Source organism: Phytohabitans rumicis (assembly GCF_011764445.1).
Lineage (GTDB): Bacteria > Actinomycetota > Actinomycetes > Mycobacteriales > Micromonosporaceae > Phytohabitans > Phytohabitans rumicis.
Map to the genome: position 1 here is coordinate 3968662 of NZ_BLPG01000001.1, position 20537 is coordinate 3989198.

General features: G+C 71.5%; 16 protein-coding genes and 5 pseudogenes. 8 read left to right on the forward strand and 13 right to left on the reverse strand.

Going from position 1 to position 20537, the window contains the following annotated elements; translation table 11 throughout:
* Positions 1-17: 17 nt before the first annotated feature.
* From Prum_RS17505 to Prum_RS17535, 7 genes and pseudogenes are all read right to left on the reverse strand, one after another.
* Positions 18-368: a TadE family type IV pilus minor pilin gene (locus Prum_RS17505; protein WP_173077517.1), complete on the reverse strand. Its 351-nt coding sequence runs from the start codon at positions 366-368 to the stop codon at positions 18-20.
* The gene (locus tag Prum_RS17510; RefSeq protein WP_173083833.1) at positions 365-532 is read right to left on the reverse strand and encodes a DUF4244 domain-containing protein; all 168 of its coding nucleotides are present in this window, start codon (positions 530-532) and stop codon (positions 365-367) included. Before Prum_RS17510 ends, Prum_RS17505 begins: the two co-directional genes overlap by 4 nt.
* A gap of 72 nt (positions 533-604) precedes the next feature.
* On the reverse strand, positions 605-1315 hold the full coding sequence (locus tag Prum_RS17515; protein ID WP_173077518.1) for a type II secretion system F family protein: 711 nt from the start codon (positions 1313-1315) through the stop codon (positions 605-607).
* Positions 1305-1871 (reverse strand): annotated as a pseudogene (locus tag Prum_RS17520) (hypothetical protein); the annotation flags it as partial. The gene Prum_RS17515 and the pseudogene Prum_RS17520, both read right to left, overlap by 11 nt.
* A gap of 245 nt (positions 1872-2116) precedes the next feature.
* Positions 2117-3305: pseudogene (locus Prum_RS17525) on the reverse strand (TadA family conjugal transfer-associated ATPase).
* On the reverse strand, positions 3302-4348 hold the full coding sequence (gene ssd, locus Prum_RS17530) for a septum site-determining protein Ssd (RefSeq protein ID WP_178132690.1): 1047 nt from the start codon (positions 4346-4348) through the stop codon (positions 3302-3304). Before ssd ends, Prum_RS17525 begins: the two are co-directional and overlap by 4 nt.
* A 246-nt stretch (positions 4349-4594) precedes the next feature.
* On the reverse strand, positions 4595-5047 hold the full coding sequence (locus tag Prum_RS17535; RefSeq protein ID WP_173077520.1) for an Lrp/AsnC family transcriptional regulator: 453 nt from the start codon (positions 5045-5047) through the stop codon (positions 4595-4597).
* A 92-nt stretch (positions 5048-5139) separates the two neighbouring features.
* Here Prum_RS17535 and Prum_RS17540 point away from each other — a divergent pair, with 92 nt between their 5' ends.
* From Prum_RS17540 to Prum_RS17550, 3 genes are all read left to right on the forward strand, one after another.
* Positions 5140-5985 carry an LLM class flavin-dependent oxidoreductase gene (locus Prum_RS17540; protein WP_173077521.1) on the forward strand — a complete coding sequence of 282 codons (846 nt, stop codon included), beginning with the start codon at positions 5140-5142 and terminating at the stop codon, positions 5983-5985.
* The gene (locus Prum_RS17545) at positions 5982-6407 is read left to right on the forward strand and encodes a nucleoside deaminase (RefSeq protein WP_173077522.1); all 426 of its coding nucleotides are present in this window, start codon (positions 5982-5984) and stop codon (positions 6405-6407) included. Before Prum_RS17540 ends, Prum_RS17545 begins: the two co-directional genes overlap by 4 nt.
* Positions 6408-6817: 410 nt before the next feature.
* Positions 6818-7624 (forward strand): HAD family hydrolase, encoded by an 807-nt coding sequence (locus Prum_RS17550; RefSeq protein ID WP_173077523.1) that lies wholly within the window; start codon positions 6818-6820, stop codon positions 7622-7624.
* A 253-nt stretch (positions 7625-7877) separates the two neighbouring features.
* On the opposite strand, the gene Prum_RS17555 is transcribed toward Prum_RS17550, so the two are convergent.
* Both Prum_RS17555 and Prum_RS17560 read right to left on the reverse strand, forming a co-directional pair.
* Positions 7878-8363: a PH domain-containing protein gene (locus tag Prum_RS17555; RefSeq protein ID WP_173077524.1), complete on the reverse strand. Its 486-nt coding sequence runs from the start codon at positions 8361-8363 to the stop codon at positions 7878-7880.
* Positions 8364-8556: 193 nt separating this feature from the next.
* Positions 8557-9267 (reverse strand): annotated as a pseudogene (locus Prum_RS17560) (Fic family protein); the annotation flags it as partial.
* A gap of 212 nt (positions 9268-9479) precedes the next feature.
* Between Prum_RS17560 and acs the strand changes: the two are divergent.
* The 3 genes and pseudogenes from acs to Prum_RS17575 all read left to right on the forward strand — a co-directional run bounded on the left by acs (position 9480) and on the right by Prum_RS17575 (position 14440).
* Positions 9480-11441, forward strand: coding sequence for an acetate--CoA ligase (gene acs / locus Prum_RS17565; RefSeq protein WP_173077525.1), 1962 nt, complete (start codon positions 9480-9482; stop codon positions 11439-11441).
* A gap of 152 nt (positions 11442-11593) precedes the next feature.
* Positions 11594-13982, forward strand: a pseudogene (locus Prum_RS17570) (immune inhibitor A domain-containing protein).
* A gap of 74 nt (positions 13983-14056) precedes the next feature.
* Positions 14057-14440, forward strand: coding sequence for a hypothetical protein (locus tag Prum_RS17575; RefSeq protein ID WP_173077526.1), 384 nt, complete (start codon positions 14057-14059; stop codon positions 14438-14440).
* On the opposite strand, the gene Prum_RS17580 is transcribed toward Prum_RS17575, so the two are convergent.
* On the reverse strand, positions 14424-14627 hold the full coding sequence (locus Prum_RS17580; protein WP_173077527.1) for a hypothetical protein: 204 nt from the start codon (positions 14625-14627) through the stop codon (positions 14424-14426). The two genes, Prum_RS17575 and Prum_RS17580, sit on opposite strands and share 17 nt — an antisense overlap.
* A complete protein-coding gene (locus tag Prum_RS17585; protein ID WP_173077528.1) occupies positions 14624-15511 on the reverse strand; it encodes a C45 family autoproteolytic acyltransferase/hydrolase in 888 nt (295 codons plus the stop codon). The genes Prum_RS17580 and Prum_RS17585 overlap by 4 nt, the downstream gene beginning before the upstream one ends.
* Before the next feature lie 27 nt (positions 15512-15538).
* On the opposite strand from Prum_RS17585, the pseudogene nhaA reads away from it, so the two are divergent.
* Positions 15539-16644 (forward strand): annotated as a pseudogene (gene nhaA, locus Prum_RS17590) (Na+/H+ antiporter NhaA); the annotation flags it as partial.
* Positions 16645-16821: 177 nt separating this feature from the next.
* Entirely contained in the window at positions 16822-17730 is a 909-nt protein-coding gene (locus tag Prum_RS17595) for an alpha/beta fold hydrolase (protein WP_173077529.1), read from the forward strand.
* Here Prum_RS17595 and Prum_RS17600 read toward each other — a convergent pair whose 3' ends face one another.
* Positions 17731-18096: a UCP033725 family protein gene (locus tag Prum_RS17600; protein ID WP_173077530.1), complete on the reverse strand. Its 366-nt coding sequence runs from the start codon at positions 18094-18096 to the stop codon at positions 17731-17733.
* Positions 18093-20255 carry an SseB family protein gene (locus tag Prum_RS17605; RefSeq protein ID WP_173077531.1) on the reverse strand — a complete coding sequence of 721 codons (2163 nt, stop codon included), beginning with the start codon at positions 20253-20255 and terminating at the stop codon, positions 18093-18095. The genes Prum_RS17600 and Prum_RS17605 overlap by 4 nt, the downstream gene beginning before the upstream one ends.
* Between the last annotated feature and the right edge of the window lie 282 nt (positions 20256-20537).

The window sequence follows — 20537 nt, forward strand, 5'->3', positions numbered from 1 at the left end:
CGGTCTTCGGCGGCTGGTCATGGGACTGGCTCCGGCGCACCGGGCTCGGCGGCCGCGACCGCGGTCGCGGCGACGGTCATGCCGGGCAGCAGCCCGCCGAGCCCTCGCACCGGCGCCCGCACGGTCGCCACGACCGTGTCGCCGTCCACGGTGACGGACACCGTGGCGCCCGCCGGCCCCGCCCGCTCGCCGGCCGCGCGGCCAGGCTCGCCCCGGGAGGCGGCCAGCGCCGCCTCCCGTGCCGCATCGACGCACTGCGCCTTCGTCGTCACCGCGCCAACCGCGGTGAGCCCGGCGAAAAGCAGCAGCATCAATGCCGGCAGCCCAGCCGCGAGCTCGGCGGTGAACGATCCACGGTCGCGGCTCAATTCAGCGCCTTGGTGATGATGCCGGTGAGCGCCCCCTGCACCGGGTCGCTCATCAGCACCTTCATCAGGACGCCGGCGAAGGCCACCGCCGCGAGCGTCCCGACGGCGTACTCGGCCGTGTTCATTCCCGCGTCAGCCGGCAGCCGCCGCCCTCGCGCCGCCATTCCCCGTTGCCCCGCTCCCCACAGCCGGGCGATCAGCTTGCGCACGACGATTCCCCTCTCCTCGCACGGTGTTCACAACACGTCGCCGAGCACGGCGACGATCACCGGCACCAGGCCGGCAAGAATGAAGGCGGGCAGGAAGCACAGCCCGAGCGGCAGCACGATCAGCACACCCGCGCGGCGCGCGGCCGCCTCGGTAGCCACCGCACGGTCGGCGCGCAGATCGTCCGCGAGCCGCACGAACGAACCCGCCAGCGCGGCACCGCTCGCACTGGACCGCACCGCCGCCCGTGCCATGCGTTCGGCGCCCGCGACGCCCCGCACGTGGACCCACGCCTCTTCCGGCTCTGCCCCGAGCCGCAGCGACCTCGCCACGCGTACCAGGCGCTCGCCGAGCGGACCGCCGATCGCCTCGGCAACCGCCGCGGCGGCACGGTCGACCGGCGCGCCCGCGCGCAGCCCGGCCGCCATCAGGTCGGCGGCCAGCGGAAGGTCTGCCACCTCGCGCAGCCGGCGCGCCCGAACCTCGGCCGGCTCAAGACGCCGCAACAGCCGATCCAAGGCGATCGCGACCGCGCAGCCCACCACCAGGCCGGGCCACCCGCCGACGACGACCGCGACCGCGAGGCCGCCCAACCCGGCGGCGGCCCGGATCGGGGCCGGTCGCCGGCGCCGCGCCCGGACGGACAGGGCCGCCAGCCTCCGGCGTACGGGCCGTCCGGTCACGCCGGCCACGACGGCCGCCGCGATCAGGCAGCCGGTGATCAGGACATCAGCCGCCATGGGTCGGCCCTCGCGTGTTTGTGGGCGCGGTGCCGGTGAGCCGATCGGCCCACGCGAGGCCGGCGGTCTGGAGTGCGATCGCACCCGCCGCGCAGGCCGCCCCGACCGGGGTGTGCAGCAGCACGTCGACCGGGTCGACGCCGATCCCGAACCCGAGCGCGATGCCGCCAACGGGAAGGCCGGCGAGCAGCCACGCCGTGGCCCGCGCCCCGGCCGCCTGGGCCGCCGCGGCCGCGCCCGCCCGGTCCGTCGCGCGGGCATCGGCCTCGACGCGCTCGATCAGTTCCGCGATGGGGGCGCCGGTCCGCTCGGCAAGACGCCACGCCGCCGCGGCCAGCTCGGCCATCCTGCGGTCTTCGATCCGAGCGGAACTCGCCGTCATCGAGTCCGCGCCCACGGCCAACCGACCCGTACCGTCCGGCCCCGCGGCCACCGGAGGCAACCCGGCGCGCAGGTCGGCGGCGAGAAAACACAAGACATCCAAGGACCGTGCCCGCTGCCGAGCCGCCTCCCGTGCCGCCCGCCCGCGCACCACCGCCCGCACCGCGAGCCGGCCGTACGCCCCGGCCACCAAGCCGGCGACCGGGCCGACCAGCAGGGCCCCGCCCAGGCCCAGGACGGCGACCGAGAGCATCATGGCGCGCGGCGTGGACAGCGCGTCGAGGATCTCGATCGGACGGCGACGCCCCCAGGCTGCCGGCCGGGTCCGGCCCATCAACCGCTGTTGCCGGCCACGATCGGGCCAGCAGGTGACCACCGCCGCCACGACGAGGCAGGCGGCGGCGAGCCACCACGCCGGCATCACGCCGGTACCCCGTCGCCCGCGAGCACCGGCGGCACCGGCACCGAGCGGTCGAGGAGCATCCGGGCCAGGGCGCGAGCGGCCGGGCCGAGGCCGTGCCCCGCCGCCAGACGGGCACCACTGTGACGAGCCGGTCGCTACCGGCCGGCGCGAGAATGCAGACCGAATCCAGGAGCCGGCCGCTCGCCGTACGGCGCATGTGGAGCACGGCCTGGATGGCGGCCGCCGCCTGGGCGTGGAGCGCGACGCGGGGCAGGCCGCCCAGCAGCCCGAGCGCCTCCAGCCGCGCGGGGACGTCGCCGGGCGAGTTGGCATGCAGGGTGCCTGCGCCGCCCTCGTGACCCGTGTTGAGCGCGCCGAGCAGGTCGACGACCTCCGCGCCCCGGCACTCCCCCACGACCAGCCGATCGGGTCGCATCCGCAGTGCCTGGCGCACCAGGTCGGTCAGCGCCACCGTGCCCGCCCCTCCACATTGGACGTACGCGCCTGGAGGCCGACCACGTGGGGGTGGACCGGCCGGAGCTCCGACGCGTCTTCCACGAGGACGATCCGCTCGGTGTGCGGCACCAGGCCGAGCAGCGTGTTGAGCAGCGTCGTCTTGCCCGAGCCCGTACCACCGGTGACCAGGTAGGCAAGGCGGGCACCGACGATCGCGGCGAGCAGCGCGGCGACCGGCTCCGGGACGGTGCCGTGCTCGACGAGCTCGTACAGCGTGAAGGGCCGCTGCCGAAACGTCCGCAGCGACAGATACGGCCCGCTGGTGGCCACCGGCGGCAGTACGGCGTGCAGCCGGGTGCCGTCGGCCAGCCGCGCGTCGACGTACGGGCTGGCGTCGTCGAGGCGCCGACCGCAGGCTGCGGCGAGCCGCTGGGCCAGCCGGCGCACCTCGTCCACGCCGCCGAGCACCGTCGACACCCGGTGCAGGCCACTTCCCCGGTCGACCCACACGTCCCGCCCGTTCACCAGTACGTCGGTGACGGTCGGATCGGCCAGGAACGCCGTCAGCGGACCGGCGCCGGCCAGGTCACTGTGGACCTGGTTGGCCAGGCGCAGCACGGCGGTGTCGCCGAGCAGGGAGCCGTCGGGCTCGCCGCGTACCGCCGAGACGACCGCCGCGGGCGTGGCCTCGACGCCCTCGACGGCGAACCGCTGACGTACCCGGCTGGCGAGGTCGACCCGGGCCGTCATGCCGCCCTCTTCTCGGCCGCCGCCATCACGTCCGCCAGCAGGCGATGGCACAGCGTGGCAAGCGGTCCACGACCGGTCGACGCCGGCGCCTCGCCGCGCTCCAAGCCACGGCACAACGCCGACTCCGGACGAAGCGTGCCGACCAGCGGCAGTTGGAGCGAGTCCGCCACATCCTTTGCGCGCAACCGCCCGGGCGTCGGCCCGCGCACGATCAGGGCAAGGTCGGGACAGTGCACTCGCGCCGCGGCGGCGACCCGGGTGGCGGCCGCTGTGGCACGCAACTCGGCCGGCACGACCAGATAGACGCGGCAGGCGCTCTGCAGCGCCAGCACCGCCGCGTCGTCGAACCGCCGAGGCAGATCGACCACCACGAAGTCGCACGCGCGGCGAGCCGCGTCCATGGCCGCCGCCATCGCCTGTACCGGCAGGGAGAAGAGCGTCCCGCGGTCCCAGGACAGCACCACCAGGCCGCCCCGGCTGGGTAACGCGTCCACCAGCGCCGCGGCGTCGATCCGGCCCTCGGCGTCACCCAGCTCCGGCCACCTGACGCCGTCGATGTCCTCCCACCCGAGCACGAGGTCGAGCCCGCCGCCGAGCGGATCTCCGTCGACGAGAAGCGTGCGCAAGCCGGCCCGCTTCGCTGTCACCGCGAGGCCGCCAGCCAGCACGCTCGCGCCGGCACCCCCGCGCCCGCCGACCACAGCGACGACGACCGCGTCATCCCGCCCTGTCAGACGCTCCGAAAACCGGTCCACCAACCACGGCTCGGCGGACGGAAGCGTCGCCACGTGCTCGGCGCCGAGCATCTCGGCCATCTGCCACGGGTCGTCCACGTACCCGGTCCTGCCGACCAGCACGACGCGGGGGCGGCGCGGCAACCGCGCCCGCATGCTGGCCTGGGCCTGATCCATGCCGATCAGGACCAGTGAGGCGGTCGGATATCGCGGCTTCGCGGCAGTCGGGTCGGGCGCGAGATCGAGCTCGGAGCCGCCGGCGGCGGCCAATCGGAGAACGTCGTCGAGGAGTTCGCCGTCGCTGGTCACAAGGAGGGGCAACCGGCGTGCGGCGGGAATCGGGGTACGCAGTGGCATCGCTGCTCCTACGGCGGGTGCGGGGGTACGGCGAACACGGTCCCGCCCGCGGCTTCCCGAGCCAACGCCGTCAAGATCCAGATGTGGATAACCGATCCCGCTGTGGAAAACGTCCACAGCGCCAAAGGATCTGCTATGTCAGCCCACACAAAGTCGGACGCAACGGCCAGATGGCGAGTGTCCGATTCCCGCTAGCGCTCACAAATTCGTTCGGCCCGGCCCCCGGTACGGCAGCGTCTGGCTGTAGACGAGGTTGGTCGTCGTGCTGCCGAACTGGGCCAGGTCGTCGACCACCTCCTCGAGGTGCGCCATCGAGGTGGCGGCCACCTTCAGCAGGTAACAGTCGTCGCCCGTCGTTCGCAGGCACTCCAGGATTTCGAGGCGCTTCTCCAGCAGCCGGTGCAGGGGTTGATGTTGACTGCCCGGATACTTCAGGCGCACCACCGCGAGCAGCGCGTACCCGGCCTTCGGCAGGTCGATGGCCGCGTGATAGCCGGTGACGACGCCGGTGGACTCCAAGCGCTTGACCCGCTCGGTGGTCGCGGAGGCGCTGAGATTCACCCGCCTACCCAACTCCGTGAGCGGGATGCGGCCGTCTCGCTGGATCTCGTCCAGGATCGCCCAATCGGTCGCGTCAAGACTCTCGGCCATCCGGCAAAAATACCGGCGGATCCACGGCTGGCCGGCCGATACGACGCGAGGACTCGGTTCCGGCCCGGATCACCGCTGGATACCCTGAACCGGTGCGAATAGGCGTCAACGTACTCAACTTCGGTCCTGGCACCGACCCCGGACGGCTGCGAAGCTGGGCGCAGACCGTCGAAGGACTGGGCTTCGACCTGCTCATGGTGTCCGACCACGTGGTCGTAACCCCCGACGTCGCGGCGCAGTACCCGGCGCCGTTCTACGAGCCGTTCACCACGCTGTCCTGGCTCGCCGGCATCACCAGCCGCGTCCAGCTGGGCACGACGGTCCTGATCGTGCCGTACCGGCATCCGTTGCTCGTGGCCCGCATGGCCGCCAACCTCCACCAGCTCAGCGGCGGCCGGCTGGTCCTCGGCGTCGCGGTCGGGTGGGCCCGGCAGGAGTTCGCGGCGCTGGACGTGCCGTTTGAGCAACGCGGCAAGCTGACCGACGACGCGCTGGAGACAATGCGTGCCGCCTGGGCCAATGAAGACGACTACCGCAGCGGCCAGATCCCGATCTGGGTCGGCGGAAACAGCGACGCCGGCATCCGCCGCGCGGTACGCCTGGGCGACGCCTGGCACCCATTGGGGATCACGCTCCCCTGGTTTCGCGAAGCCGTCGAACGGCTAATGGTCGTCGCGGAAAAGGAACGAAGGCCCGTGCCCCGCCTCGCGCCGCGCATCAACCTGCACCTCACCGCGGCGCCCGTCACCGACCCCGACCGGCGCGCCGGCGTCGGCACGATCGAGCAGATCATCGACGACCTCGACGAACTGCGCCGCCTCGGCGCGGACGCGGTCATCCTCGACCCCTTCAACGGCGACCCCGACGAGACACGCCACCCGGAAGCGGCGTGGCGCGCGCTCGCGACGGTCGCCGCCGCACGAATGGAGCAACGGTGACACACGACAACGAACAGCTTCTCCGGCGCGCAATCGAACTCGCGCGAGCCGCCCGGGAAGGCGGCAACCCGCCATTCGGATCATTGCTGGTGGGCCCCGATGGCACCGTGCTCGCCGAGGAACACAACACGTCGATCACCGACGACGACATCACCGCCCACCCCGAGCTGAAACTCGCCCGCTGGGCCGCCCGCGCACTGGAACCCGACATCGCGGCCGCCACGACCATGTACACGAGCTGCCAACCTTGCGGCATGTGCACCGGCGCTATCGAACGCTCCGGACTCGGCCGAGTGGTATTCGCCCTCTCCGGCGAGCAGCTCAACTCGCTCAAGCCGTCCGGCGGCTTCCCGCCCGTACCCCAGGAGGGGCCTGCCCTGTTCGACGAGGCACGCCTGCCCGTCGAGGGCTACTACACCTGAAGATCCACAACGGACGTACGAAGAGGACCGTAGGGGCTCTGAGCTGGGCGGGAACGCTTCCAGAGAAGGGGACGACCCCCGCCGGGGGGAGGCGGGGGTCGTCTGGGGTCCGGCTCCGGGGGGGGTCGAGCCGAAACCCACTCAGCGGTCACGGGGGGTGCAACCGCCGAGAGCCTGGCACGGATACGTCGAGTAGGGACGCGAAACCGTGTCGTAAACACAAGCATGCCTGAGCGGACCGGCGCGCGTCGAGTGGCGTTTGCCGCAACTCTCGCGACACGCCGACTCGACACGGTGATCCGGGTCGCCGTGTCGCTGATCAGCGGCTCAGAACCGCAGGTCGGCGCCCGCGACGGCCACGACCCCGGGGCACCCGCTGACCTTAAACCATCCGGCTAGACTGGCGCGTCGTGGGCCGGAGCGCCGCCTTTTTTGACCTCGATAAGACCGTGATCGCTAAGTCCAGCGCCTTAGCGTTCGGCCGGCCGTTCTACCGGGACGGCCTCATCACCAGGCGAGACGTGGTGAAGTCGGCGTACGCCCAGCTGATGTTTCGGCTTGGCGGCACCGACGAGCAGAGCATGGCTCGCACCCGCGACTATCTCGCGGAGCTGTGCAAAGGCTGGCAGGTGGACCAGGTCCGCCAGATCGTCACCGAGACACTCCACGAGCTGATCAACCCTTACGTGTACGCCGAGGCAGCGGCCCTGATCGAGGAGCACCACGCGGCGGGGCGGGACATCGTGCTGGTCTCCGCGTCCGGCGAGGAGATGGTGCGCCCGATTGGCGAGTTGCTGGGGATCACCGACGTGATCGCCACCCGCATGACCATCGAGAACGGGCGCTACAACGGGCAGGTCGAGTTCTACGCGGCCGGCCCGAGCAAGGTCAAAGCGGTGACCGAGTTGGCCGAGGAGCGCGGGTACGACCTTGCCGAGTCGTACGCCTACTCGGACTCCTTCAGCGACGCACCGCTGCTGGAGTGTGTGGGCCATCCGACGGCGGTCAACCCGGACCGGGCGCTGCGCCGGCTCGCGACCGAGAACGCCTGGCCGGTGCTGGAGTTTCGCCATCCGATCCCACTGGGCCGGCGGCTACGGGAGCGCCCGGCCGTGCCGATGGCGGCCGCGGCGATCGGCGTCGGAGTGGGTGTCGCGATCGGCATCGCATGGTACGGACGGCATCGGCGTGCCCGCACCAACAATGCGACCCAGTAATCACCCACCGTCACACAATATTGCAGAGGGCTAGCGATCTAGGCCGGAGCGGCGTAGAACAAGGGGTGCGGACTCCGCCAAGCGGACTCCGTGCACGGCCACCGGGCACCCACGCGCGACCAGCCGCGGCAGGCGCGTTGCGGCGGCACCGTCAAAGGACCGCTGACAACGACATGGAGGTGCACGCTTGGTAACCCGGATGGACGTGTGGTGACGGCGCCTCATCAGTGAGGCGCCGTCCACGTGTCCGGGGTCAGGTGGTCGCCATGCCCAGCGCGGCCGCGTGCCGTTCGCGCAGATCGTGGTAGACCGCGCGAAACGCACCGGGCTGCCGGTGGAAGTCGACGCCTTGGGCCCACAGCGAGGTCGGGACGTCCACGCCGTCGCACCGTTCGATCAGCACGGTCATCCCGCTCGGGATCTCCAGCCGCCCGAGCCGGTGGGCGGCCCGGTGCAGGCGGATGTGCTCGACGTCGCGCCACGCCATCGTCCGGGAGCGCAGCAGGCCGCGGACGCGCACGCCGTACTCGCTCACGTAGACGCCCATCCGCGCGATCCGCCAGCTACCCAGCACCCACAGCAAGGTCAGCGCGGCGGCCAGCAACGCGATGCCGGCGCCGCGAAGCTCGAAGAGCTCCGCGGTGCTCCAGCCGAACACGGCGAGCGCCACCAGCTCCCACAGCATGATCAGGCGACGGCCCTGGCCCGGCGTGTAGGGACGCATCCACCGGTGACCCACCCGGTTAAGGCTAGCCACGACCCGCACGCGCGCCGCATCGATCAAGGACTTTCGCGTCGATCAAGGGCATACGGTCGTGGTTTAGAGATCAAAGCACGGCCGTATGCCCTTGATCGACGCGCAGAGGGGGTTGCCCTTGATCGACGCGCAGAGGGGGCGCGGGCGGCGCGGCGCCATCCAGGAACGCGGCGCATACCGACTCCAGTTCGTCGGCGGAGGTTGTTACGGCGGTGCAGTAGTGGCGGAGCCAGGAGCGCAGGCCGTCGGGGGTGCCCGTGGCGAAGGCGCCGGCCGCGCCGACGTACTCGGGTTGGCGGGTCAGATGCCCGACCTCGACGGCGAGCAAGCCGCGCGGGTCGAAGCCCCCGGAGATCAGCGTAAGCCGCGCGGCGGCGCGCGCCACCACGCCCGACGGGCCGGCGAAGGGGCGCAGTGCGAGCAGTTCGCCGTGTACGACGGCGGCCAGCACCAGCGGTGGCACCTTCGTGCCGCCGGTCACCAGGGCGGCCAGCGCGTCCAGGCGAGCCGTGGGCCCGGCAGGATGCCCCAGGTCGGACGGGGCCACAGCGCCGCGCGCCGCCAGGACGTGCAGCTTGGCGAGCACCTGCCGGGGCGCCTTGGCCCACAGGTCGGCGAGGCCGGGCAGGGCGCCGGCCACCCGGAGCGCGCCCTGCAGGACGGGGTCGGTCACGGTCCCGGCGCGTACGGCTTCGCGCTCGTGGGCGTACCCCTCAAGGGCGGCGCTGGCCACCGCGGACCGCAGGCTGACCTCGGCCGCGACCTGGCCGCCCTGCCGCCGCAACGCGCGGTGGCGCATCGCCTGGTCGACCCGGTCGCGGGCGGCGTTCACCGCATCGCGGACGTCGGCGAGGTCGAGCAGCGGCGCGAGCGGATCGGCGGTCACGCCGATCTACGGTACGCGAGTGCGCGAACCGTGCGCGGGACTGTTCGTAACAGGCTCGAAACGGCAAGATGTGCGCAGGCGTCCCCAGTTACCGCTCCGATGGCCACGCTCGGCGATCGAGCCAACCCGCGCAGCGGTGATCGGTCACGCCGGCACTAACCTCACAAGCGATGGCCCGAGACTGAAATCACACCCGCCGGAGGAGCCTACTCATGAGCGAGACCTTGGAGAACCTGCTGCAGGAAACCCGGCAGTTCCCGCCGCCGGACGCCCTTGCCGCTAACGCCAACGTCACCGCCGCGGCGTACGACGAGGCGGCCGCGGACCGGCTCGCCTTCTGGGCGGAGCAGGCCGGCCGACTGTCGTGGGCCACGCCCTGGGAGACCGTGCTCGACTGGTCGAACCCGCCGTTCGCGAAGTGGTTCGTGGGCGGGCGGCTCAACGTGGCGTACAACTGCCTGGACCGGCACGTCGAGGCCGGGCGCGGTGACAAGGTCGCCATCCACTGGGAGGGCGAGCCGGGCGACACCCGCACGATCACGTACGCCGACCTGCACCGCGCCACCTGCCAGGCGGCGAACGCGCTCACCGATTTGGGCGTGACGGCCGGCGACCGGGTCGCGATATACATGCCGATGATCCCGGAGGCGGCGGTCGCGATGCTGGCGTGCGCCCGGATCGGCGCGACGCACAGCGTGGTCTTCGGCGGCTTCTCGGCCGACGCGCTGTCCGGCCGGATCCAGGACGCCAGCGCGAAGGTCGTGATCACGGCCGACGGTGGCTACCGGCGGGGCAAGCCGTCCGGGCTGAAGGCGATCGTCGACGAGGCGGTCGCCCAGTGCCCGACGATCGAGCACGTGCTGGTCGTCCGCCGGACCGGGCAGGATGTCGCCTGGAGCGAGAAGGACCTGTGGTGGCACGACACGGTGGAGCAGGCGAGCGCCGAGCACACCGCTGAGGCGTTCGACGCCGAGCACCCGCTCTTCATCCTCTACACGTCCGGCACGACCGCGAAGCCCAAGGGCATCCTGCACACCACCGGCGGCTACCTGACCCAGGTCAGCTACACCCACAACGCGGTCTTCGACCTCAAGCCGGACACCGACGTCTACTGGTGCACGGCCGACATCGGCTGGGTCACCGGCCACTCGTACATCGTCTACGGTCCGCTGTCCAACGGCGCCACCCAGATCATGTACGAGGGCACGCCGGACACCCCGCACAAGGGCCGGCTGTGGGAGATCGTCGAGAAGTACCAGGCCACGACCGTCTACACCGCGCCGACGCTCATCCGCACGATGATGAAGTGGGGCGACGACATCCCGGCCAAGTTCGACCTGTCGTCGCTGCGGTTGCTCGGCAGCGTCGGCGAGCCGATCAATCCCGAGGCGTGGATGTGGTACCGCGAGCACATCGGCCGCAACAACTGCCCGATCGTGGACACCTGGTGGCAGACCGAGACCGGCGGCATCATGATCTCGCCGCTGCCGGGCGTGACGCACACCAAGCCGGGTTCGGCCATGACCGCGCTGCCGGGCATCAGCGCCGACGTGGTGGACGACCAGGGCAAGTCGGTGCCGAACGGCGGTGGTGGCTACCTGGTGCTGCGCGAACCGTGGCCGTCCATGCTGCGCACGATCTGGGGCGACGACCAGCGCTTCATCGACACGTACTGGTCGCGCTTCGAGAACATGTACTTCGCCGGCGACGGGGCCAAGCGGGACGCCGACGGGCACGTGTGGCTGCTCGGCCGGGTCGACGACGTCATGCTCGTGTCCGGGCACAACATCTCCACCACCGAGGTGGAGTCGGCGCTGGTCAGCCACCCGAGCGTGGCGGAGGCGGCGGTGGTCGGCGCGACCGACCCGACGACCGGGCAGGCGATCGTCGCGTTCACGATCCCGCGCGGCAATGTGGACACCGAGGGCGAGGCGGGCGAGGCGCTGATCGCCGAGCTGCGCAACCACGTGGCCAAGACGCTCGGCCCGATCGCCAAGCCGCGCCAGATCATGCTGGTGCCCGAGCTGCCCAAGACCCGTTCCGGCAAGATCATGCGACGCCTGCTGCGCGACGTGGCGGAGAACCGTTCGCTAGGCGACGTCACAACGCTCCAGGACTCCGCCGTGATGGATCTCATTTCTTCCGGCCTGAAAACCGGCAAAGACGAGGACTGATCACGAAGGGTCTTCACAGCAGTCACATAAATGCATAGGTTTCACTCTGGCCCCAAAAAGATGGGTCACCCCATCCGGACGGCCGGGCGCAGCTAACCAAGTGGCGCCCCGGCCTCCGACAAACCGGAGGTTACCTAGTGCGCAAAGTCATGGTGGGTCTGCTCACCGTGTCGCTGGCGACGGGCATGGGCGTCTCGCTCGGCCCGTCCGCCATCGCGGCACCGCCGGCAGACTCGCCCTCACCTGTCGGGCCGGCGACTGGCGACGCCGCTCCGCGACGCGACGAACTACCAAACCCCTCGAAGACAAGCGCCGCGACCTGCGCGAGCAGGGCCTCAACGACGTCCTCAGTGGACGCGCGACGCCGCAGACCATCAACGGCAGCTCGGTCGTCAAGGTTGGCCAGGCCAACGGCACCGGCCCGCTGGCCCGCAAGGGCGGTGCGAAGAACACCAAGAAGGACCAATACGTCGAGCTGGCGCGCGAGCGGACCGACCGGATCTTCGTGATCCTGACCGAGTTCGGCAACGAGCGGCACGCCGACTACCCGGACGTCGACAGCGACCCGTCCGTGCCTGGACCGGCCCGCTTCGACGGCCCGGTGCGCAACCAGATCCCGGCGCCGAACCGGTCGGTCGACAACTCCACGGTGTGGCAGGCGGACTACAACGCCGACTACTACCGCAAGCTCTACTTTGGTACGGGCAAGGGCGTCGAATCGGTCAAGACGTACTACGAGGCGCAGTCCTCGGGCCGATACAGCGTGGACGGCACCGTCACCGACTGGGTGAAGGTCAAGTACAACGAGGCCCGCTACGGCCGCGACGCCTGCTCCGTCTGCGACGGCCGCAACCCGTGGAACCTGGTCCAGGACGCCGCCAACCAGTGGTACGCCGACCAGAAGGCCCAGGGCCGTACGGAAGCGCAGATCGCCGCGGATCTGAAGGCCCTCGACCAGTGGGACCGGTACGACCACGACGGTGACGGCAACTTCAACGAGTCCGACGGCTACATCGACCACTTCCAGATCGTCCACGCGGGTGGCGACGAGGCGGATGGCGACCCGTGGCAGGGCGAGGACGCGATCTGGAGCCACCGCTGGTACGCGTTCGTCGACCAGGCCGGCATCACCGGCCCGGCCACGAACCCGCTCGGCGGCACCCAGATCGGCAACACCGGCATCTGGATCGGCGACTACACGGTCCAGCCGGAAAACGGTGGCCTGAGCGTCTTCGTGCACGAGTACGGGCACGACCTGGGCCTGCCGGACGACTACAACATCCACAACGGTGGCGACAACAACAACGAGCACTGGACCCTCATGGCCCAGAGCCGGTTGTCCGCCAAGACCGACCAGGCCATCGGCACCCGCCCCGGCGACATCGGCGCGTGGAACAAGCTCCAGCTCGGCTGGCTCGACTACGAGATCGTGGCGGCCGGGCAGAAGCGCACGCTGACCCTCGGTCCACAGGAGTACAACAGCACCAAGCCACAGGGCGTCGTCGTGGTCCTGCCGAAGCGGGCCCGGACCCTCGACAACGGCGCGCCGTTCGAGGGCACCAAGCAGTGGTTCTCGGGTAACGCGGACGATCTCCGCACCTCGCTGACCGCCCCGGTGAACCTCACCGGCAAGTCGTCCGCGACGCTGACCGCCAAGGTCCGGTACTCGATCGAGGCCGGCTACGACTACCTCTACATCGAGGGGTCGACGGACGGCACGACGTGGACGCCGCTCGGCGGCACGGTCGACGGCCACGGCTTCAGCCAGGACAGTGCCGGCCGCCCGTCCATCGACGGTGCCAGCTCGGGCTGGGACGCCCAGTCCTGGGTCGACCTGTCGGTGCCGCTCGACGCGTACGCGGGCCAGAACGCCCAGATCCGCTTCCGCTACGTCACCGACGGCGGCGTCTCGGCGGGTGGCTTCTACGGTGACGCGATCACGGTGACCGCCGACGGCGCGACCGTGCTGAGCGATGGCGCGGAGGGCACCGGCCCGTTCGTGGCGGACGGTTTCACGGCGCGCACCGCGTCCGAGACCAACTACTACGACAACTACTACATCGCGGGTCACCGCTCGTACGTCTCGTACGACAAGTACCTGCAGACCGGTCCGTACTTCTTCGGGTACGCCAACACGAAGCCGGACTGGGTCGACCACTACGCGTACCAGCAGGGCCTGCTCGTCTCCTACTGGGACACGTACTACGCCGACAACGACACGTTCGACCACCCGGGTGAGGGGCGCAACCTGATCGTCGACGCGCACCCGCGGCCGTTCTACCGGATCGACGGCCTGCCCTGGCGGGCCCGGGTCCAGGTGTACGACGCACCGTTCGGCCTGAAGAAGGCCGACTCGTTCACCCTGCACGTGAACGGCCAGCCGTCGTACATCCGGGGCAGAACGCCCAGCCGGTGTTCGACGACACCCAGAAGTACTGGTACGAGGAGCTGCCGAACCACGGGGTCAAGCTGCCCGCGGTCGGCGTCAAGATCCGCGTGCTCTCGGTCAACGGCACGTCCGTCAAGATCGCAATTTCGTAACCTAGCGGCCGGCCGCCGGAACCAACGTCCGGCGGCCGGCCGTCGAAAGCGGTGTGGTGCGAAAAACTCTCGCGGTGCTGACGATGCTCCTGCTGGCCGGCTGCGCCGGCACGGAAGACAACGGCGCCGCCCCAACGGTGACGCCCTCGACGCCCTCGACGCCCTCGACGCCGTCAACGTCGTCGACTCCCTCGACGCCGCCAGCCCAACCTCCCACGACGCCCAGCGACCCCCGCCCACCCAAGGACGTCCTCGTCGGCCAGGTGACCCTCGGCGGCTCCGGCCCCTGCTACGGCATGGTCACCGACGACGGCAAGGAGTACGCCTTCTACAGCACCGCCGGCACGACCCTGGACAAGGGCACCACCGTCAAGATCCAGTTCGAGCCGCTGCGGCTGAAGATCTACTGCGGCCCCGGCGAGCACGTGAGCGCCATCAAGATCACTCTAGTGAAGTGAACGCGTACTCGTGCTGGCACGGCGGGCCGGCCGCGATGCCGAACCGCCGCCGGTCGAGGTCCAGCAGCACCGAGTAGACCGTCTCGGCGCGTTCCACCGGCTCGTCCCGCTCGTCCACGTGCCGGCAGATCGACATCGGAAAGCCACCGTGGTCGCGGAAGAGCGCGATGAAGTCGTCCTCGGTCACCTTCCGGGCCGCCACCGCGTCGGCGAGCAGCCGCCGGGCCCGCGCCCCCGGAAGAACGACGAACCGCCGAAGTCCTTGGCCCGGTCGCGCACCGGCAGCGGCGTCTCCAGATGGTTGGCGTGCGTGACGTACCCGTCGACCGGGTGCAGCCAGCCCACGTCACCCGGCACGACCTCCAGATCGAGGATCTCGCCGCCGCCCGCCGCGGCCTGCCCGAGCAGCAGGTTGAGCGAGGCGCCGCGCGGGGTCCGGCAGGCCACCCGCGTCGCCGCGCCCAGGTGGTCCGTCTCCAGCACCGCGCGCAGCAGCACGTGGTACGGCACGACGCCCTCCCGTGGCCCGTCCCGGTCGGTGCCCAGCATGTTCAGGCACACGCCGAGACCAGCCGAGTTGAGCCCGGCCTTGGCGAGCATCCCGGCCTCCGCCAGCGTGATCACCGCGAGCCCGCGCTCGTCCCGGGTCGCCAGGACGACCATCGCCTCCCGCTGCGCCGGATGCCAGTCCCAGTTCTGGCCCAGCAGGAGCGTGCCGGTCGCGGTGTGGGTGCCCAGAACGCCGGCCGACGTACAGCCGCCATCCCGGCGTGACCCGTAGATCAGCTCGGTGCGGCCGTTGATCGCGTACAGCTCCTCGGCGTTCGCGCCCGCGCCCTCGGCGACCCCGTCCAGCATCGCGGCCACCCGCGGGAGCAGCTCGTGGGCGGACCGGCGGAAGGCGGCCCCGGAAATCCGTACGGCGGTCGCGTCCAGCCCCGCCTGATCCCGGAAGCGCTGCAGGTAGAGATCCACATTGGCGCCGACGAGCGCGGCGGTCGCGGCGCCGTACGCGGCACCACACTCGGCGGGCGTCCCGGTCACCGAGATCAGCGGAAGAGGCAAGGCCACCCTTGCAGGCTAGTAGGGTCGGCAATCATGGCGACCCGGGCCGCGAAGGTGCGTGGAGCAGCCGCTGAGGTGGTCCGCTACCTGCGTACCGAGCAGATCGGCGGGCTCATCCTGCTCGGCGCGACCGTCCTGGCCCTCGCTGTCGCGAATTCGGGACTCGCCGACGCGTACCAAAATCTTGCTGGCACTGTCATCGGACCGCATGCCCTGCATCTGGATCTCGCGGTCGAAGATTGGGCCAAGGACGGCCTGCTGGCCTTCTTCTTCCTGGTCGCGGGCCTGGAGCTCAAGCGCGAGCTGGTCGAGGGCGAGCTGCGCGACCCGCGCCGGGCGCTGCTGCCGATCGCCGGCGCCATCGGCGGCATGGTGGCGCCGGCGCTGGTCTTCCTCGCGGTGGCCGCCGGCGCGCCCGGCGCCGGGGACGGTTGGGCGGTGCCGACCGCCACTGACATCGCGTTCGCGCTGGCCGTGCTGGCGATCACCGCGCGCACGCTGCCGCCCAGCGTGCGGATCTTCCTGCTGTCCCTGGCGATCGTCGACGACCTCGGCGCGATCCTGCTCATCGCGGTCCTCTTCACCACGTCGATCTCCTGGTGGCCGCTCTTCGGCGCGGCGCTGGCCGTCGGGCGTACGCCCTCCTGCAGCGCCGCCGCGTCCGCGGCTGGTGGATCTACTGGCCGCTCGGCATCTCCGCCTGGGCGCTGGTGCACGCCTCCGGGGTGCACGCCACCGTGGCCGGCGTCGCGATCGGCCTGGCCACCCGCATCGGCCCTGGGGGCGGCGACGTCCAGTCCGAGGAGCGCAGCGACGAGGTTGGACGGCGCCGGCAGCCAGGGCCGAAGCGAGCGAAGCGAGCCAACAGACAGGGTCCCGCCTCCGAGGTGCTCGAACACCGGCTCCAGCCGTTCTCCGCGGGGGTGTGCGTGCCGGTCTTCGCCTTCTTCGCCGCCGGCGTCGCGATCTCCAGCGACATGCTCCGGGCCTTCGCCACCGACCGGGTCGCCTGGGCGGTCGTCGCGGGCCTGGTGGTCGGCAAGACGGTCGGCGTGTTCAGCGGCGCGCTGGTCGCGGTCCGCTCCGGCGCCGCCCGCCTCCCGGCCGGCATGACCTTGCGCGACCTCTTCGCGGTCAGCGTGCTGACCGGCTGCGGTTTCACCGTCAGCCTGCTGATCGCCGAGCTGGCGTTCGCCGGGGTGGGGCGCAGGACCGGGTCAAGGGCGCGGTCCTGCTGGGCTCGCTGCTGGCGTCGCTGCTCGCTGCGCTCATGCTCCGCCGCAGAGTACGAGCTCTTTCGCCGTAGGCTGGGCGGCATGGATGAATCCCAGGTGCTGGTGGACGGTCCATGGACGCACCGGTTCGTGGGCGCGAACGGCACCCGGTTTCATGTCGTCGAGGCCGGCGCCGGGCCGCTCGTCCTCTTCCTGCACGGATTTCCGGAGTTCTGGTGGGCCTGGCACGAGTTGCTGCCCGCGGTCGCCGACGCCGGCTTCCGCGCCGTCGCGGTCGACATGCGCGGGTACGGCGCGAGCGACAAGCCCCCGCGCGGGTACGACGGCTACACGATGGCGGCGGACATCACCGGTCTGATCCGGGCGCTCGGCGAGCGGTCGGCGGCGATCGTGGGCACCGGGTTCGGCGGGATGCTCGGCTGGACCACCGCCGCGTTCCACCCCAAGATGGTGCGCCGGCTCGTCGTGCTCGGCGCCGCACACCCGCTGCGGCTGCGTACCGCGCTCTTCAACGACCCGCGCGGCCAGATCGCCGCTGCCGCGCCGACCCTCAAGTTCCAGCTTCCCCGGTACGAGCATGTGCTGACCAAGGACGACGCCGCGCTGGTCGGTGACTTCCTGCGCCGGTGCGGTGGCCCCGACTGGGTCAACGGCCCCGCGTACCCGGACTACGAGCGGCGCTGCCGGGAGGCCATGCAGATCCCGCAGGCGGCCTTCTGCGCGCTGGAGGCGTACCGGTGGGCATTCCGGTCGGTGCTGCGCCTGCACGGTTACCGCTTCGTCAAGCTGCTCCAGCAGCCCCTGGTCACGCCGACGCTGCAACTGCACGGCGCGCTCGACACCGCCGTCATGCCGCGCACCGCGCAGGGCTCCGGCCGGTACGTCATCGCCCAGTACGAGTGGCGCCTGCTGGACGGCGTCGGGCACTTCCCGCACGTCGAGGCGCCTTCCTCGGTGCTTGGCGAAGTGCTGCGCTGGGTGAAGTCCTAGCTAGGCTCGGTGCTCGCGTAGGTCGGTCACCTCGTGGGCCGGTGCCCAGCCCTGGTAGACCCCGAAGTCGAACTCCTCCAGCCCCAGCGCGTTGGCCACCGGCCAGCGACCGCCGGTGTACTCCACCCGCAGCCAGGCGTCGTGCTCGGCCAGCACGATGAACGGCTCACCCTTCCAGGTGCAGGTCGTGCGGACGTACGCGACGTCTTCGGGCTCCCCGACGGACAGGATGCGCACGAACCGTCCCGGCCGTACCTCCTCGAACCCGTCGCCCGCCTCCGGCTGGTAGATACGGACGCCGTCGCCGTCCGGGCTGGCCTCGTACTCCCGGCCGCGCCACCGCGCGACATAGCCGTCCCGCATCATTCGTCACCGACCTTGCGCCAGGTCGGCGCGTCCGCGTCGAGCAGCGCGACCAGCTTTTCCGTGCCGTCGGAGGAGATCCGCCACAGCTGGGCGCCGTGCGGCAGGCGGGCACTGTCCACCTTGAACTCCGCGATGACGTCGCCGCTGTCGCCGGGCGCGAAACCGTTGCCACGGAACGGCGCCCGCTCGATGACCCAACCCTCCATCGCGCGCATCGCGGCCTCGTTCTGCCCGCCGTACGGGATGCGGTAGAGGCTCGGCCGGTACGCCGGCCAGCGCAGCACGTAGATCTCGTCGGCGTCCCGCATGAACGGCGAGCCGGCGTAGACCAAGCCCAGGGCCGCGTGCAGCTTCGCCGGCGTGGTGAGGTGTGCGACCTCGTTGGCGCGGTGCACGAAGCCGGAGACCCGCTCGTACCCCCGCTCCAGGTAGTAGCTGACCTGGCTGGGCGCGACCGCCTTCTGCATCAGCGTCGGCTGGCCCGGATCGTGGCCGGTGGTGGCCTTCGTCGGGCGCGCCATCGGAGCCGGCTCGGGCTGAGTGTCGGCCTCGGCGCCCAGCCCCACCTCGGCCGCCCAGCTCGCCAACGCCAGGATCTGCGCGCCCGGCAGCTTCGCGCCGACCGGGGTGCTCGGGTTGACCGCGAACGACCACGTCGGATCCGGCCACGCCTTGATCAGCTGCATGAACTTGACGTCGATGGTGTCGATCACCTCGCCCAGGTGATCACGGAGCCGCTCCATCGACGTGAACACCACCACGTACGGCTCGCCGTCGATCGTCTCGGTGAGCCACGCGAAGCCGGGATCCCCGGGGCGCGTGCCGTCGGCCGACACGGGCGAGACCGGCAGCAGGACCTTGGCCAGCAGCAACGTGGACAGGAACGCGTCGGTGCTCCCGCCACCGGCGGCCGCGATCAGGTCCTTCTCCACGTCGTTCGCGGGCGTGAAGTCGATCGGCGGCGGGGGCGGGGCGGGCGCGGGCTCCGGCTGGCGCCGTACCGGCTCGGGGGGCAGCGGCGACGCGTACGGCTGCGGAGGCGGCGCGATGACGGTCGGCTCCTGCTCGACCACCCGCCCCGGCACGACCGGCGGCGGTGGCGCGCTGTACGCGGCCGGGACCACCGGCTCTCGGGGCCCGGCGGGGCGCTCCGCCACCGTGGCGCCACCACCGTTGGCGGCCGGCGCGCTGAGGTTGGCGCCGATCGGGCCGAGCGGAATGCCCGGCGAGGCCCCGGCCACCCGGCGCGGCAGGCCGGTCTCCCTGGCTGGCGGTTGGTCTTCGTGGCCTTCCCGAGCGGGGATGCGGGTGGGCAGCTGGCCCTCGTGGGCCTCGTGGGCCGGGGCCTGGCTCGCCCGGCTGGGCAGCTGAGCCTCGTAGGCCGGAGCGGCCTCGTAGGCCGGGGCCTGACCTCCCGTGGTCGGCATGTGGCCCTCGGCCTCGTAGTCCGGGGCCTGGCCCGCTCGGCTGGGCAGCTGAGCCTCGTAGGCCGGGGCCTGGGCCCCTCGGGTCGGCAGCTGGCCCTCGTAGGCCGGAGCGGCCTCGTAGGCCGGGGCCTGGTCGGGGAGGGGCGGCCGGGCGGCGGCGGCCGGCAGGTTCGTCGGAGCAGGGCTGGTCGGTGCTGGGCTGGTCGGCGCGGGGCTGGTCGGCGCGGGGCTGGTCGGCGCGGTGCCCGGCGGCGAGATCCGCCCAGGTACGACGGCCGTGGCGCGGGCCCGGGCGGCGGTCTCCGCACGCTCGAGGCGGGCGCGGGCGGCGATGGACCGCCCCGGCAGCCGCACGTCACCGCGGGCGAGCTGGGTCACAAACCACGCCGGCAGGTAACCCTCGATCGGCAGGCCCGGGTTGATCGCCAGCCACCACTCAAGGTTGGGCCAGGCAGCGGCAAGCTCCTGGTACGTCATCCGGCGGGCCGAGCCGGCGTTTTCCGCGAGACACGCCTGCAGCGCGACGCCAGATGTGAACGCGAGCACGTGCGTACGCCCACTGGTGGTCCAGGTGCCCCAGCCCACCTCGGCACGGCCCGAGATCGAATCGGCCGAAACCGGGAGCAACAACTCGGCCTTCGACAGGATCCGGAAGTATTGCTCCTGGTCACCAGCGCGCAGCGCGTCTCGCATGGCAGCCTCGGCCTCGGTGGCCGGCTCCCATTCGGTCACGGCCACCTCCCTTCCACCGAACGGGCCACATGCATCGCGTACAACCTACAAGGTAAGAGCAAGATCACAATGGCCGGCTTGTATCGGTCTCGCAGTATGGCGCACAGCACGGTGGCAATTCCCCCACAAAGGGAGGTCTCCACCCGTGGGTGGAACACCAGTGCTGTTAACCGGCCCACATAGCAGCACTGACGTTCCACCCACGAGGTCGACCCGCTCTCGCGGGCGGAGCGCAGCACTGCGTCCCGGTGGTACCCGGCGTTGCGAGCCAAGCCCGCCGCC